Here is a 17,071-nt window from a genome sequence, read left to right on the forward strand (position 1 = left end):
TTAATTTGTAGTAGTTTGTTGTTTTTTCTCCGGTTGTCTTTGTTCTTCAGTCTTTATCGCATCATCGTGAGCTTTCGCGGCATCATCCTGGGCTTTTTTCTTTGCCTTTTCCTGTTCCTTATAGCGCTGGCGTAATTGGCGTTCTTCTCTCGTGCGTTTGCGGAATATTTCCTTAAAACGATTATAATCAACAGTAAGGGTGAACCCTAAGCCAGTTTCAATGATCTGGCCCTGTATTACTATAAATTCATCGCGGCGGTAAGCACGCAGGGCATACCGGCCGTCTTTACTCAGTTTATAATTTACAGATACATCGCCGGCAATGTTACTGGCTTTTTGCCCTTGCTGGTTACCTTCCAGGTTAAAATTGTTACCTACGCTTACGGTAAGCCTGTCGTTCAGGAAACGTTTGGATATGCCTACATTAAGGTCCGTTCGGTTGGTTGCAGTGCCCGATGAATAATCTTCGCCCGATGTTAACCCGAAGTTCAGGTCTACGCCTTCTATCAGGTTACCGGCCAACCGGTTTAGCTGATCTGATAGCAGACTGCTCACACTGTTACGCACAATGCCTTCAACACTGGTTCCGGCTCCCTGGCTTTGTAGCGGGTTATCGCCAATAAAATGCCCCAACACCAGTACGCCCAGCACCTGTTTGTTCATTTCGTTTGGATCTTGCCGAACTTGTGCCAGGCGGGTATTTACGGTATTGGTAACATCGCTTGATACGGTGTAGTTGCTATCAGGTAATATAATATCAAAGCTGATATCGGGTGTAAGCAGCTGGTTTTTAAGTTTAAGGTTTACGTTAAACGGCAGCTTTTGCTTATACATCGTCGAGTTTGTCGCATCTATTTGGTTTTCTACCAGATCGATAGGTGGAACGTTGGCTACGTAAATAGCAGTAAGGTCAATATTGGCGCTGGTTGGGTCGCCGGTCCAAACAATGGTACTGCCTTGCTTAAAGTTAAATTTGCGTTTTACGGTTGCATATGATAATTCATACGAACCCGAATTTACTACGTAAGTACCGGTGAGGTTAGTTTTGCCACTTGGGTCAATACCACCGTTTAAGTTCGCTTCGCCTTTCAGGTGAACCACGTCGCCATTGCTTTCATCAATCACGATGGTAAAGGCGGCGTTTTTATTTACAATGATATTTGCCGATACATCCATACCGGTAACATCTGATTTTTTTAATGAATCGAGCTGTTTGGCCAGCAGGATGGAATCCAGTTTCGGAGCGTTCTGATCAATAAATTCTACTACGCCTTTACGGTCTTCCACACTTGGGTCGGTAGTGGGCAGTACTATTGTCATATCAGTTTTTTCGTTAACTGTCAAGTTGGCATCCACAACAGGCTTGTCCATATTGCCGCGTATTTTAACACGTGTATCCATGAACAATTTGCCGTAGTATAACTTGTTATCAGCTTGGGTAGAATTCATTACCCTGAAGTTCCGGGCATTAATATCCAGCCCGAAAGCAAAATCGGTGTAGGTTTTGGTGAAAATGCTACCGCTAATAACCGCTTTGTTATTAGTTGAGTCAACCAGTGTAAAATCATTAAAACGGATACCTTCATCGTTAAAGGTGATGCTTTCCTGCGGCATGCGGAAGTAGGAGTTGAGCATAGCCACATTAAAGCCAACCTTATTAAAATGGATATCGCCCCGCACGGCGGGCGCCGTGGTGGTTCCTGCTATTTTTAACTGCCCTGTAATATTACCCGATGAGTTGCGCAAACTGCCGAAGCTAAAGCCCTCAATGCTCTTCATGCTCAGGTTTACAATGTTCAGGTTCATATCAAACCTGCTTTCGGGGCTGGTGTAATACATGCCAGTCAGATCAACCTGGTTGCCTTTGCCGGTTATGCTCATGCTGGCAGCATAGGCGTTTTCGGTTTGATTATTTACCTTCAGTGCAATATTACCTACCGTATCACCTTTAAAATTAAAGTCGTGCACATCAATCGCCGCTGTAAATAGGGGGGATTTTTGCAAATTACTGATCTCGGCTTTGCCATCAATAACACCGCCCACTAGCAGCGAATCCTGCTTAGCCATTTTAGTAAGGGCCTCTATCCGGAAGTTATTAAAGTTTACTGTAATTGGCGCATTAAATTCCTGCGGGTTACTGTTAACGCTAAGCACCTGGTTGGCATTGGTAATCGTAAAATTATGAGCCAGTATGCCTTTAGGGCCATATTGCAAATAATTATCAGCGTTAGCGGTCCAGGGTAAATAATCGAGCAACAGGCCGTCTTTTGCAAAGCTAAACTGGTACTGATTGGGCAGAATACTGAACAAGCCAGCAATACGATAACGTTCTTTTTTCTCAGCATCGCGCACCTGCAAACTTATATCCAGTTTATTATCCTGCGCCTTACCCGAAAGGCTTGTATATAAAAGCTCCAAGGATGAACCCACCCTGATCTTATCAACACCGAAATTATAATTTAAGGCATTGTTAGCGGTATTGATATCTAGTTTAACATTGTCTACCGTATTGGTACCATAAACAACTTTTGGTGCTGAGCCATTTACTACCAGCTCACCACTTTGGCTGTTAAAGCTGCCTTTAAGCTGTACCGGGTCAAGCTCTTTCAGGTCGGGTACAAACTGGGTAAGCAGTGGGGTTTTAACCAGCTTTGCATCAAATACAAATTGCTGTGGTGAGTATCGAGTAGTGAGTGGTGGGTGGTCAGTTGTGGGTTTATTTTTTTGATTGACTTTTAACTTTTGACTTTTAACAGTTGCTTGCTGCCCGCCGGCAATGGCGGTATTAAAATACTTATTAACTACATCCTGCATGGCATCGCCTATTTGGGTAAGCTTGTATTTGCCGGCCATGTGGGCTGTCATGATGGGCGTTTTTAAGCGCAATGTGCTGCTGTCGGCATTAGCGGTCGATTTCAGGCTTACGGTATCCAGTTGTATACGCTGACCTTTATTAACCACCAGCAGGTCGGTTGCGAGTATATCGGCATTCAGGTAGTCAGGATCGGCAGTGGGTACATTAGCTATCAGTTTGCCATGAAAGCGCATATCGTCCTTCACAAAATTCAGCTTCTGCAGATTGATGCTATCTATTAATAAAGTACCGTTAACTGATGGATACTTCTTATTTAAGTTAGCCTTAGCATCTACATTGAAATTAATATTGGGGTCTTTCATGCGGGCAAGTATGGTATAATTGCCATTGCTTGAAGTGCCTTTCATGACCAGGTTTTGATAAGTATATCCTTTTACGTATGCTTTTTTGAGATTGCCGTTAAACCGTATGCTGGCCTTTTTAGGATCAAGGCTTACGCCTTTCAAATCGGCACTCATGGTAATTTTACCAACCATTTGCGGTTGCTTGGTTAGGGCTCCTACATTAAGGTCATTGGCTTTAATGCTGGCGGTATAACGTTCAGCCCCTTTGTGTTTACCATTTTTCATGGCTGCAATCAGGTCGACAGTACCGTAGCTGCTGCGCAGGCCCATTTTGGTATCAAAATCGGTCATGCCGCCTTTGAATGTGCCTTTCAGGTTCATCTTTTCGGGGATGCTTACGTTGGGAGGGATGCTACCTGCCGGTGCAAGTTTGGCAATATCTGTACGACTGGTTGTGAAATCGGCGATGTTAATATCAAAGTAGGCCTTGTTTACATCGGGCAGGCCTTTCATTTTGGCCGATGCTTTAATGTGGGTACTGCTTAGTCCGGTTACTTCCAGATTAGGGATTTCGAGGTTATTTACCTGTCCGCGTACCTTGCCGTTTATTTTAAAAACAGTACCCGGCGAACTTTTGAAAGGCTCCATAGTAGCCATAGTTGGCATCAGCAATAAAACGTCTTTTAAACCCAAACGGCTCCCATCCAGATTGGCGTTTATACCCAGCGCGCCAATGTTTTTGGTAATTGCATCGATAGACGGGTAGCGCACTTGTACTGATTTTTGCAGCACGGTTTGTGGCGTTTCCAGCAACAGGTCGTTCATGTACGCATTAGTTGGCCCGTAAAAAAATACTGTGTGGAATTTGTTGATCTTTAGGCCGCTTTTTTCATTAAAAGAGAAAGAGTTTATTTTGCCCGAAATGGTATCGGGACTGTAAGAAATATTTTCGGCTTCGGCGTTGAGGTTGCGCATATCCATGTGCCCGAAATCAAGTCCTTTAGGTATGGCTTTCTGCGCTTCGTTATCAAATTTTATATTGTCATTGGTAAAGCTCACCTTACCCAGGGTCACCGCCCATTTTGAAGTTTGCGGAAATGACATCAGGGTATCCAGCTTTTTGGCGGTTTTTGTAATGGCTTTTTGCACCGTTTTTGGTTTGGCCAGGCTTAAAGCGGCTTTGGTATCATTCAGTTCGATGCTTTGGATGCCTACCTTTTGGTTTTTAAGGTCTACCTTATCCATATTAACCAAAAACTTGTTTAGGTTAACATTGGCGGTCATTTCGCTGCTCTGGTAGTCTACCTTTATTTTTGAAACATCTATAACCCCCAGATTAAGATCCATATTGAGAGGAGTGGTGGCTGTATCAACAGCAGCTGCCTGCGCTATTGATGAACCTGCCGGGGTTTGAATGATACGAGCGTTAACATCAGACAGAGTGATACGAGGTATGGTAAACTTCATTTTATCCATATCAAAATCCTTAATACGGGTATCAAAGTGCCCAAGTAAAAAACGTACGTCGTTGCCAGTGGTAAGATCCTTGTATTTGATATTGATCCTGTCGAGGATGATCTTATCCAGCGAGAACTTCATGGTTGATGTGGTATCCTCTGGTTTTACCTCTTTCTTTTGTTCGCCCACAAAGGCTTTGATGATATAATCGAAGTTAAAAACACTATCTGCCCCGCGGCTTACATTGGCGGTAATACCCTGCAGGTTTATTTCGTTAATTTCTACTTTATTATGGAGAAGTTTAAAAAGACTGATATCTACCTTTAAATTATCGCCGGCAATCAGGGTGTCTTTTTTCTGGTCTTCGAAATAAACGTCCTGCAATACCAGGAGCTTGGGCAGGCCAAGGCTGATGTGGCCAATTTGTACTTTGGTATGAATTTTTCCCTGTAAAAAATTTACTGCTTTGTCTTTGGCGAAATTCTGTACAGCAGGAACCTGTATTAAAATAACTACAAGCAACACCAGAAATATGACACTTGCGATTATCCAGAGTATTGTTTTTAGGGCTATTCGTCCAAATTTTTTCAATTGTATACGTTTTTCAAGGGTGATGTCGTTTATACACTTAGTTTATCAAATAACATGCTACTTATTGGTTCTGCTAAGATGTATTGTTTAGCGGTAAATGTCCTTAACAATAGTGGATCGGCTGCTATTTATTCTGTTCGCTTCTTATATAGTTACGCAATAAATATATCGTTTGTTTTTTCAACATATAATAACGCAAAGTTGTTTTTTAATAACTTTGTATTCTACCAGATTTTGTTGAAAAGGATTAATTATGCCAGATTTTTCTCACTTACACGTACACACCCAGTTTTCCTTACTTGACGGTGCCGCCGATATATCAAAGCTGTATAAAAAGGCTGCTGCCGATGGGATGAAAGCGCTGGCCATAACCGATCATGGCAACATGTTCGGGGTGTTTAAGTTTGTTGCCGAAGCCGGTAAACATAATGTAAAACCCATTGTAGGCTGCGAATTTTACGTAGTAGAAGACCGCCATAAAAAGCAATTCACCAAAGAGAAAAAGGACGTACGCCGCCACCAGCTGATGCTGGCCAAAAACCCCGAAGGCTATAAAAACCTGGTGAAACTGTGCTCTTTGGGTTATATGGAAGGCTTGTACAGCAAATGGCCGCGTATTGATAAAGAACTGATATTAAAATATCATAAAGGCTTAATAGCTACCACCTGTTGCATTGGCGCATCGGTACCGCAGGCTATATTAAGAGAAACCCCTGAAAAGGCTGAAGAAGAATTTAAATGGTGGCTTGATCTGTTTGGCGAAGATTTTTATATCGAACTACAGCGCCATGATATCCCGGAGCAAACTACTATTAATAATGTATTGCTTACCTATGCTAAAAAATATAATGTAAAGGTAATATGCTCCAATGATTCACATTATGTAGATCAGCAGGACTCCAACGCGCACGATATTTTGCTTTGTGTAAATACCGGCGATATGCAGAGCACCCCAATAGCTACTGATGAAGAAGGTGGCCGGGGCTATCGTTTCGGGTTCCCGAATGACCAGTTTTATTTTAAAACACAGGCCGAAATGGGCAGTCTGTTTAACGACGTTCCTGAATCATTGGATAATACCAACGAGATTGTGGATAAGGTGGAAGTGCTGAAACTGAAGCGTGATATCCTGTTGCCCAACTTTGTTATCCCTGATGAATTTAAGATTCACAATACCCCTGATGCCGATACGCTTAACCAGTGGGAATATTTAAAACATTTAACGTTTACCGGTGCTAAAGAGCGCTATATAGATATTTCGCCGGAGACGGAAGAACGTATCAATTTTGAGCTGTTCACTATACGTACCATGGGTTTTGCCGGTTACTTCCTGATTGTGGCCGACTTTATTAAGCATGGCCGGGATATCGGTGTATTTATTGGTCCGGGTCGTGGTTCGGCAGCCGGATCGGTGGTGGCCTATTGTACGGGGATCACCAATATCGATCCGATGAAATATAATCTCTTGTTCGAGAGGTTCCTTAACCCGGATCGTAAATCAATGCCCGATATTGATACCGACTTTGACGATGCCGGCCGCCAAAAAGTTATTGACTATGTGGTAGAAAAATATGGCAAAAACCAGGTAGCACAGATTATTACCTATGGTTCAATGGCTGCCCGCACCAGTATACAGGACGTTGGGCGTGTACTGGATATTCCGCTATCTGAAATGACCGCTATTAAAAAGCTGGTTCCTGATACTTTGGGTATTACTTTAAAGGAAGCTATTGAACAGGTACCCGAGCTAAAAGAAATATTAAACGGAAACGATTTACGTGCCCAGGTATTGCGCGAGGCCGAAAAGCTGGAAGGCTCGGTACGTAATACCGGTGTACATGCTGCAGGCATCATCATTGCTCCTTATGACCTTACGGATATTGTTCCGGTGGCTACCGCTAAGGACTCTGACCTGTTGGTTACCCAGTATGACGGCCGTGTGATTGAGGATGCAGGCGTTATTAAGATGGACTTTTTGGGTCTTAAAACCCTTACTATTATTAAGGACGCGCTGAGGATGATCAAGCAAAATCACGGCGTAAGCATTGATATTGATTACATTCCGCTTGATGACCAGGAAACTTATGAACTTTATCAACGTGGAGATACCAACGGTACTTTCCAGTTTGAAAGTGATGGTATGCAAATGTACCTGCGCGACCTGAAGCCAGATAAGTTTGAAGACTTAATTGCTATGAACGCACTGTACCGCCCGGGGCCGATAGAGTACATACCCAACTTTATTAAACGTAAACACGGGCAGGAACCTATTGTATTTGACCTTGCGGATATGGAGGAGTACCTGGGCGAAACCTACGGTATTACCGTGTACCAGGAACAGGTGATGCTTTTATCGCAAAAACTGGCCGGCTTTAGTAAAGGCGATGCCGATGTTTTGCGTAAGGCCATGGGTAAAAAGCAAATTGAGGTATTGAATAAAATGGAGGCCCAGTTTATGGACGGAGCCATTGCGAAAGGGCACCCCAAAGACAAGCTTACCAAAATATGGACAGACTGGAAGGCTTTTGCTCAATACGCCTTCAATAAATCGCATTCTACCTGTTATGCTTTTGTGGCATATCAAACTGCTTATTTAAAGGCGCATTACCCATCCGAATACATGGCAGCGGTTTTAAATAACCAGAACAATATGGAGAAGATAACCTTTTTCATGGAAGAATGCCGCCGGATGAACGTAGAGGTTTTGGGACCGGATATCAACGAATCGGACATGTCGTTCTCTGTAAATAAAAGGGGGCAGGTGCGTTTTGGATTGACTGGTGTTAAAGGTGTGGGCGATAAAGCGGTAGAGAGCATTATCGAAGAGCGTGATGCCAATGGACCTTACAATTCTTTATATGATTTCGCGCGTCGTTCCAATACCCGCAGTGTAAACCGTAAATCGTACGAAAACCTGGTTTATGGCGGCGCTTTTGATGAGTTTGGTACAAAACGGGCGCAGTTTTTTGCTAAAACAGAATTAGGTGTTTTAACCGGTGTTGAACGCCTTATTAAATATGCAAATGATTACCAGAATGTGCAAAGCAGTTCACAATCGTCGTTATTCGGCGGTTCGGTAGCATCTTATGTGCCTGAGCCGGCCATGCCCGAGGTAGAAGAATGGCCGCTGATAGAAAAACTGAAGTACGAAAAAACGGTAATTGGTATTTATTTAACCGGCCACCCGCTTGATAATTATAAAGTTGAACTCGAAAGGTTTTGCAACAGCACTATCAGCGATCTGAAGCTGATGCAAAAAGCACGCTCTGGCGAAGGCGGTGAGGATATTATGGGCGCCTTTAACGAGCTTCGTAAACGAGGCGAGATCAGAATAGGTGGTTTGGTTGGAAATGTACAGCATAAGATGACTAAAACAGGGAAACCCTTTGGTACTTTTGTACTGGAGGATTATAACGAGTCGTACGAGTTTGTATTGTTTGGCGAAGATTATGTTAAATTCCGCAACCTGATGATGGATGGTTATTTTCTGCACCTGAAAGGGAATATCGAAGAAAAATTCCGTCAGAAGGATAACTGGGACCTGCGTATACAGGTAATGAGCCTGCTCTCTGAAATGCGCGATAAAATGACCAAGTCGTTAACCGTATGCATTGATATGCATAGTTTGAACAGCAAACTATTGGACGATATACAGCATGCCATTAATGAAAACAATCAGAAATACCCGGTGCAAAACTGCAAACTGCGTTTCCAGATCAAAGACCGCGAAGAAGCCATGCTGGTTGAGCTGGCCTCCAAAAATTTCAGGGTAAACCCCAGTGATGACCTGATGGCTGATATTTTTAATTTAACCAATATGCAGCCAGTGCTCAATTAATGCACCTGAATTAAAAGGTTTTTATAAATGTGTTACGCTGCCCGCATCTCCCGTGGGCAGCGTTATAATACTGAGGGTATCACAATTTCGCACTTATACATTTTGGTATACAACCTTGCCCATGTAACCCATTATCTCTCAGATTTAGTGGATATTGCTGGCGATTAAATAATGGACGGGCTATTATTTGCATAAACAAGAACATTAAGACCGATTGATTATGCTTTTATGGCCCCGTTACACGCACTAAGTATCCTTAACATTACAATTTAGTTCAGTGCGTTGCCGGTGTCAGAAAGAATAGTTCGGCTATTAGTATCCATCGTTCTTAATGAATTTTTGAACTGATTTTAAGCTCATTTACCTATAAGTGGTTGGGCTTAATCAAATATTACTTACCAACAGATGAATAAAGCGGAAATAAAGAGCCTTACCGGCATTAGAGGTGTAGCTGCAGTATATGTTATTATATTTCATTGGTATAACCACCTGTTTCACACACAACCGGTCGTGTCCTTTACGCCTATGGGTCAGATAGGGCATAACTTTATTAAACATGGATATTTAGCGGTAGACTTATTTTTCTCATTGAGTGCGTTTGTTTTGTGCATAGCATCTTACAAACTGTTTTCAGAAAAACCGACTTTTGAGAATTATAAAATGTTTATTATCAAGCGATTTTTCAGACTTTTTCCTGTATATATAGTTTTAACTTTCTTGTATTCTCTCTGGTTTGACAAGTCAAGTTTAACGAACCTTTTAATCAACCTCACTTTGTTTCAGGGCATTATTCCTTCACACAGTGGCTCAATAGTTCCGCCGGGATGGTCTTTGACAAATGAGTGGGTTATCTGTTTTGTATTTCCGTTTTTTCTTTATTATGCGGTGAAGTTCAGAAAGAATGCCTGGATGCTTGTTGTTATGGCGGTGGCTATTATAATACTGATCAGTTTTGTGCGAGCACACGCATTAAACTGGAGTAACTCTGCTGTTTTGGATAAGGTTAAAGGCTTTAATCCAAATATTGGTTATACCCGTGGCCCTTCAAGTTTCGGGCGAACAATAGCCTCTTTCTTCCTGGGTATATTTGCTTTTCTGGTTTACAAATTTAAAGATCACCAGGGGCCTTACTTTAAATATTTAGGCTATCTAAGCGCGCCGATATTAGTTTTACTTTTTGTTAAGAGTGCTGACGTTGCAGTTGTTCTTTTAATGCCCATTCTTATTCTTTATGTAACGCAAGCTAATTTTTTAAACAGGTTTTTATCCTCAAAGCCGGTTCATTTTGCAGGGGCAATTTCCTATTCTTTGTATTTGAGCCATTTTTTCTTCATAAATACTTATGATAGTGTGGCTGCATTACTAAAAATTGACAGCCGATTATTTAGCTTATCGTACGTATTAATTGCAACTTTTGTATTTAGTACAATTACCTACTATTGTATAGAAAAACCGGGGATTGCACTATTTAAGCCTAAGCCCAAACATAAAACCGCAACTAACATCGATTTACTTTCTGAACAAAATAAAGCCCCTGCCGGTCTCAAGACTTCTTAATAGGTAATATTGATCTTTCGATGTTTCCTGCATTACACAATAGTTTGATTTTCTTAATTTTCTGACCAAATTATTCAATTGGTCAGAAAATTAAGAATGTTAATAAAATCTGCTATAAGTAACTGTCAGGCCAATGTTTGGTGGATAAATTATATCAATATAATTGTCACAATGTCAGGTCGCACTTGTGGCAAGCTATTTGAATAGTATATATTTGTAATACAAATTGTAATACACAAAATTTAAAAAATAGAAATCATGGCTTTAGAAATAACTGATGCGAACTTTGACGAACTTGTACTGAAATCAGACAAACCCGTACTTATTGACTTTTGGGCAGAATGGTGTGGCCCATGTAGAATGGTAGGTCCGGTAGTTGAAGACATCGCAAAAGAATACGAAGGAAAAGCTGTTGTGGGTAAAGTTAACGTTGATAACAACCCAGGCATATCAACAAAATTTGGTATCCGTAATATCCCTGCTTTATTATTCTTTAAAAATGGCGAAATTGTGGATAAACAAATTGGCGCTGTTCCAAAATCAGTATTAACTGATAAATTGGTTAAACAATTAGTTTAATTAACAAAGGCAAAAATTAAGCTTATTTAAGAGCTTAGTCCACCATATTTATTACCTTAAAAGCGTCACCAATTTGGTGACGCTTTTTTTATGCATTATATTAGCCTTATGCCCAAATTAAATGACGATCAGCAAATAAGGCACCTGGCCAATCTCGAGCTGCTTGCCCGCCAGGTGGTTGAAGGCTTTATAACCGGGTTGCATCAAAGTCCTTTTCATGGCTTTTCTGTAGAGTTTGCAGAACACCGTTTGTATAATAATGGCGAATCTGTAAAAAATATAGACTGGAAGCTACTTGCCCGTACCGAAAAAATGTTTGTAAAGCAGTTTGAGGAAGAGACCAATTTACGTTGTTATTTATTACTGGATACTTCATCATCTATGAACTTTCCGGAAAAAGGATTAAATAAGCTTCAGTTCTCAATCTATGCTATAGCCTCGTTAATGCACCTGTTTAAAAAGCAGCGCGATGCCTTTGGTTTGTGCCTGTTTTCGAATAAAATTGATTGGCTCAGCGCCGCAAAATCCACTTCGGCGCATTTATTTCATTTGTATGCGGAGCTCGAAAAAATGTACAATAACCCGCGCGTAAACACAGTTACCAATATAACTGATGTTTTGCACCATATTGCCCAGGAAATTCACCAGCGCAGCATGGTAATCATTTTTAGCGATATGCTGGAAAATAACCTGGATACCGATAAGTTACAATCGCTATTCGCGGCTATTCAGCATTTAAAGTTCAATAAGCATGAAGTGATCATTTTTAATGTTCATGATAAGCAAAAGGAACTCGATTTTAACTTCGATAATCGCCCCCATCATTTTGTTGATATAGAAAGCGGGGCCGAGATTAAAGTACATCCTGGTAAAGTTCGTGATGCTTACCGGGCATCATTAGCAACATACCGTCATGAACTGGAGCTCAAATGTGCCCAATACCACATAGATTTAGTTGATGCCGATATACACGAAGGATATAACCAGATTCTGAAAACTTATCTGGTAAAGCGGAATAAAATGATATAAATAAAAAAGGCTACTTTTTAAAATAGCCTTCTTAATAGGGGTAACACTTACTAAAACTAAACAAAGAAATATAATCAAGATGAAGTTTTAATGAAGTTAGCCCTCATGATTAAAGGTTAGTTTTACGATAGTGCCTTTATCCTTAATCGAGCTTATTTTAACTTTAATATTATGGAAAGCGGTGATACTCTTTACAATAGCCAGCCCTAGGCCATAACTTTCCTTTTCGTCGGTGTCAAATTTTTCAAAACGGTTAAACGCGTTTTCTATTTGTCGCTCATCCATGCCGGCACCGGTGTCTGCAATTATTATAGAATAAATATCATCGGCAAGCTCGTCATTAATGGTAATTGTACCTTTTATGTTGTTGTATTTTATGGAGTTGTTAATAATGTTGTACAGTAGTGTATGTATTAGCGGCCGGTTACCTTTTATAGAATAAATGTATTTGATATGATTTGTAAATTTTAACTCCTTTTCGTCCATCCGGTCTTCCAGTTCCTCATGTATTTCTTTAATAACACCGGCTATCATCACCATATCTGTTTTATCAAACTGGTTGTTTTCAACTTTTGATATCAGCAGTAAACTGTTAATGATAGATTTTAAACGGTTTAAAGTTTTAAGCGAAGCATGCATTTTATTTTCACTGCCTTCGCTCAGGTCCTCCTGCAGTAATATATTTTCGAGACGGGAACTGATGATGGAGATTGGCGTAAGCAACTCATGCGATACATTGGCAATAAATTGTTTCTCCAGTATAAACAGGTTTGATATCTTTTTCATCAGAGAGCTGATGCTGTCATCAAGCATTTCAAAATCCTGGGTGGTGGTTTTTACCTTTTCGTAATCAAAGTTCATGGGGTCGTTTACTTTGATTAGTTTCCGGTCTATTATTTTATAAAATGGCGCAAGCAAAAATTTGGTGAATATCAGGTCGCTAACCAGGGTGAGGGCCAGGGCAATTACCAAAACCACGAGGGTGAATTTTTTGATGATAGATTTTAACTCTTCTACCGATTCAATGGCCACCCCAATTTCAAGCCGGTAAGTATGCTCTTTAAAATTAAAATAATGTGATAGTATCCGATAGGTTTGCTCATTCTGGTCGGCGCCACGGGTTTCGGTGGTGAATTTTACTTCGCTGGTGGTTTTCGGATTGTATTTAGCAGGCCTTATAATTATAAATTCTTCCTTTAAAATATTATAATCAGTATATACTTTCTGGCTGTTTAAATAGTGACTTATTTCATTCGATGAAAGATCCCTTAGCGTTTCTCTCTTATCGTTCTCCAGCCGTACCTCAATATGGTTATAGGATATTTTTTCAATAGAAAGCAGGATAAGCAAACCGGTAAATAAAATAATAGCCACCTTGGTTAAGGTGTTATATAGGGCCAGTTTTACCTGTAGTTTCATGTAGGCTGATAATATAATTTAAATATTGATACGGTAACCAATACTCCTCACGGTTTCAAACCAGTCAATAGGGATATACTGTGAAAGCTTTTTACGCAGGTTTTTAACATGAACATCAACAAAGTTCGAGTCGGAATTTATTTCCAATACATCGCCCCAAACATGTTCAGTTAGATTGGTGCGTGATATTACCCGGTTTTTGTTTAAAACCAGGTAGTTAAATATTTCAAATTCCTTTTTGGTAAGGGCAATGCGTTCATCATTATACATTACGGTGCGGTTTTGTATATTAACCCGCAGGCCCTTAATATGAATATCATTACTTTCCAGCCGGTGTTTGCGACGTGTTATAGCATGCATTCGCGCTAAAAGCTCATTTAATGAAAACGGCTTGGCCAGGTAATCATCCGCCCCTTGTTCTAAACCCATAACCCGGTCGTCAACAGCCCCGCGCGCGGTGAGTATAATAACGGCATCTTCGCGTTTATCAAGGCCTTTCAGCATTTTCAAAAGTTCAAAACCATCCCCGTCGGGCAAACCGAGGTCAAGCAGTATAAAATCATAGTTATTTACAAATATTTTTTCTTCTGCCGATTTTTTGGTTCGGGCGTGTTCAACCGTAAATCCTTCGTGGCTTAAAAATTCATCAACTTCAAGGGCCAAACCTTTTTCGTCTTCAACAATCAGTACATTCATACGCTTGCAATTTATTAAATAGAATCAAGAATTAAGAGCCAAGATATAACTACGGCGTAAAACCTAAAATTACATAACATTTAGACGCATAACTGCTGGTTCTTTCATCTTTTAAACAATATTAGTTCAATAAAAAGGTTTGTAAAATTAACGCAATCAATTTTTACTTAATGCTGTTAATGAATAAACGCTATCTTTTAATATGAGACTTTCCATTGAACGCAAACCAATAAGAGTTAATCCCGATCCGAAGCGTGTTATAGCGAGATTTTTTTTTAATGGCAACGACCGAGCCAAAGAAGTGATTGAACGTGTAATGGATATCAGCGAGGAAGCAGCCTTTGGCATTGTTTCGCCATTGCTACAGGAGTATTCCAAGCGGCACCGCAATATTACAAGAGTTTTAAACCGGCACTGCAGTAAACTAAAACCATTGTTTCATGAATTAAATATTGATTATGATACGCTTACGGTTTATCGTAAGCTATTGATAGGTTCATATTTTACCCACGAGTATTCTATAGAATCGGCCGCTTTTTTTAATCCCTCTATTGTTGAAGACCCTGACCAAACCGAACTGGAAGACGGGCAAAAACGGGTGATCATCAGTTTCAGGGCAGTGGGCGAGGGGCATATTTCCTCTATTACCTTTCGCCGGGCGCTTATTGATAAGTTTAACAATATCACCATACAACCCTCGGGCAGTTATATTGACGAAGCCGAAATTGTGCGTAACGCGGTTTATAATAAGAAACTATTTTTTGAAAAAGCCGCTATTACCCAGATCAATATTGACGTAATAAACGAGCTGGAATCAAAGCTCGACCATCATTTTGAATACGCCAACCTGCGCCGCATTATCATTGATTCGCAAAGGCTTCAGGATAATGATATAAACCGGTTGGAGTATGATAAGGTACTATGGCTTGCCGATTCGTATTATGAAATTGTTTTTTCATTGGATACCGATCTGTCAGACCGTGTTATATTCCCAATTTCAGAATATGAACGCAAAGGTATTGAGGATGCCCGCTTTGTAAAGTTTATAAATGATGATGGAACCTATGTGTATTATGCTACCTACACAGCCTATGATGGCTCGCTCATTATGCCCAAGCTGCTGCAAACATCCGATTTTTATAACTTCAGGATAATGCCGCTGTACGGCGCCGGGGCGCAGAATAAAAACCTGGCGCTTTTTCCCCGCAAGGTTAACGGTAAATATGTAATGATATCGCGCATTGATGGCTGCAACAATTACATTATGTACTCTGACAAAATAAATATATGGGAAGAGCCTATATTGCTGCAGCAACCTAAATTTAGCTGGGAATTTATACAAATAGGTAATTGTGGCTCGCCTATTGAAACTGAGGATGGCTGGATTGTAATTACTCATGGCGTAGGGCCAATGAGGCGTTATGTGCTTGGCGCGAGCCTGTTAAAGCTTGATGACCCGACGGTAGAAATTGGTCGGCTCCGTGAGCCTCTGCTGATCCCTAACAGTGATGAACGCGAAGGCTATGTACCTAACGTACTTTATTCATGCGGAACTATTGTGCATAATGATAAGCTGATCATTCCTTACGGTGTATCTGATTCATCAACAGCATTTGCCGAAGTTTGCCTTGATGCACTGTTAAAAAAGCTGAAAGAGGATTTTAAGAACTAAATAATCGGAAAATAAATTATCGTTTAGTGAAATAATCCACCATCAGATTTTTACATTTTTTTCACAGGTTGATATACATTCTCTGTATGACGTAGGATAAAACCATTATATGACCTAAATTTAGGTGTTATTAAGATAATATCCTGCCGCTAAAGGGTTTCTAAAAATACTTTGGTGTTATTATAGTAATTATGCTGAGTTTCTTAAAAATTAACCTACTAAACCCATTTGGGTCGGACTTGCCCGATCGCGAAAAGTTTTCTGCTAAAATTAAAAAGCGTCACGAAGTATTCTGGAATGCCCTGAATGCCGAACAGGTACGGAACACCATAATGAGCCGGGAAGATCCGATTGAGAAATGGAAAGACAATGATTACTGGCAACGGAAACTAAGCAATAAATTTAATGCAAGGGAGTTTGCCATTAAACACGGGTGCAAAGTTCCTGACTTGCTTTGGAAAGGGAACGATGTTGAAAATATTGATTTTTCTGTTTTGCCGCCGCAATATGTTATCCGGCCTACTATTGGTCATTCTTGTAGCAATGTATATGTTATAAAAAATGGCATTAATCTGTTTGATCATAAAAGCTACATCCCCGAAAAAATAAGGACTGCCTTAAGGTTGGAGATTGATAAAAACCCGGCACAGGAGTTTTTAGTGGAAGAGTTTTTAATGAATGATGATGGTGCTTACGAAATTCTTAAAGATTATAAATTTTTTTGTTTCAGGGGTAAAATAGCTACCATTTGTGTTATAAGGCGGATCAGTCCACAGAGCGGCTACAATACATTTTATGACGAACATTGGAATAAAATGCAAATGGTGAACAATACATTTAGCAATGGTGAAGATCATCCCAAACCAAAATGCCTTGATGATATGATTACGCAGGCTAAAAAGTTAAGCCTGGCTTATGATATTTTCGTTAGGGTGGATTTCTATTCCACCGCAAAGGGGGCTGTTTTTGGTGAGTTTACCCCAACACCCGGAATGGGTAATAATTATAGTAGATTTGGAGAGGAGCTACTATTAAAATATTGGGAAAACCATTGTTATGGCTTAATATAGCTT

At 40.4% G+C, this 17,071-nt stretch carries 9 protein-coding genes; 6 read left to right on the top strand and 3 right to left on the bottom strand.

Translation table 11 applies throughout. The features are described 5' to 3' along the window. The gene (locus tag SNE25_RS10115; protein ID WP_321564976.1) at positions 1-5,208 is read right to left on the bottom strand and encodes a translocation/assembly module TamB domain-containing protein; all 5,208 of its coding nucleotides are present in this window, start codon (positions 5,206-5,208) and stop codon (positions 1-3) included. 253 nt (positions 5,209-5,461) lie between these two features. On the opposite strand from SNE25_RS10115, the gene dnaE reads away from it, so the two are divergent. The 4 genes from dnaE to SNE25_RS10135 all read left to right on the top strand — a co-directional run bounded on the left by dnaE (position 5,462) and on the right by SNE25_RS10135 (position 12,211). Beyond that, positions 5,462-9,046, top strand: coding sequence for a DNA polymerase III subunit alpha (dnaE, locus tag SNE25_RS10120; RefSeq protein WP_321564977.1), 3,585 nt, complete (start codon positions 5,462-5,464; stop codon positions 9,044-9,046). Positions 9,047-9,451: 405 nt separating this feature from the next. Next, positions 9,452-10,603 carry an acyltransferase family protein gene (locus SNE25_RS10125; protein ID WP_321564978.1) on the top strand — a complete coding sequence of 384 codons (1,152 nt, stop codon included), beginning with the start codon at positions 9,452-9,454 and terminating at the stop codon, positions 10,601-10,603. Positions 10,604-10,861: 258 nt separating this feature from the next. Continuing rightward, on the top strand, positions 10,862-11,182 hold the full coding sequence (gene trxA / locus SNE25_RS10130) for a thioredoxin (protein WP_321564979.1): 321 nt from the start codon (positions 10,862-10,864) through the stop codon (positions 11,180-11,182). 108 nt (positions 11,183-11,290) lie between these two features. Continuing rightward, on the top strand, positions 11,291-12,211 hold the full coding sequence (locus SNE25_RS10135; RefSeq protein WP_321564980.1) for a DUF58 domain-containing protein: 921 nt from the start codon (positions 11,291-11,293) through the stop codon (positions 12,209-12,211). A gap of 96 nt (positions 12,212-12,307) precedes the next feature. On the opposite strand, the gene SNE25_RS10140 is transcribed toward SNE25_RS10135, so the two are convergent. Continuing rightward, on the bottom strand, positions 12,308-13,630 hold the full coding sequence (locus SNE25_RS10140) for a sensor histidine kinase (protein ID WP_321564981.1): 1,323 nt from the start codon (positions 13,628-13,630) through the stop codon (positions 12,308-12,310). A gap of 18 nt (positions 13,631-13,648) precedes the next feature. After that, positions 13,649-14,326, bottom strand: a complete 678-nt coding sequence (locus SNE25_RS10145) for a response regulator transcription factor (protein WP_321564982.1) — start codon at positions 14,324-14,326, stop codon at positions 13,649-13,651. Positions 14,327-14,528: 202 nt separating this feature from the next. Here SNE25_RS10145 and SNE25_RS10150 point away from each other — a divergent pair, with 202 nt between their 5' ends. Both SNE25_RS10150 and SNE25_RS10155 read left to right on the top strand, forming a co-directional pair. After that, on the top strand, positions 14,529-15,998 hold the full coding sequence (locus tag SNE25_RS10150; protein ID WP_321564983.1) for a glycoside hydrolase family 130 protein: 1,470 nt from the start codon (positions 14,529-14,531) through the stop codon (positions 15,996-15,998). A 191-nt stretch (positions 15,999-16,189) separates the two neighbouring features. Further along, entirely contained in the window at positions 16,190-17,068 is an 879-nt protein-coding gene (locus SNE25_RS10155; RefSeq protein WP_321564984.1) for an ATP-grasp fold amidoligase family protein, read from the top strand. Positions 17,069-17,071 lie beyond the last annotated feature (3 nt).

The sequence above is a fragment of the Mucilaginibacter sabulilitoris genome, assembly GCF_034262375.1.
Lineage (GTDB): Bacteria > Bacteroidota > Bacteroidia > Sphingobacteriales > Sphingobacteriaceae > Mucilaginibacter > Mucilaginibacter sabulilitoris.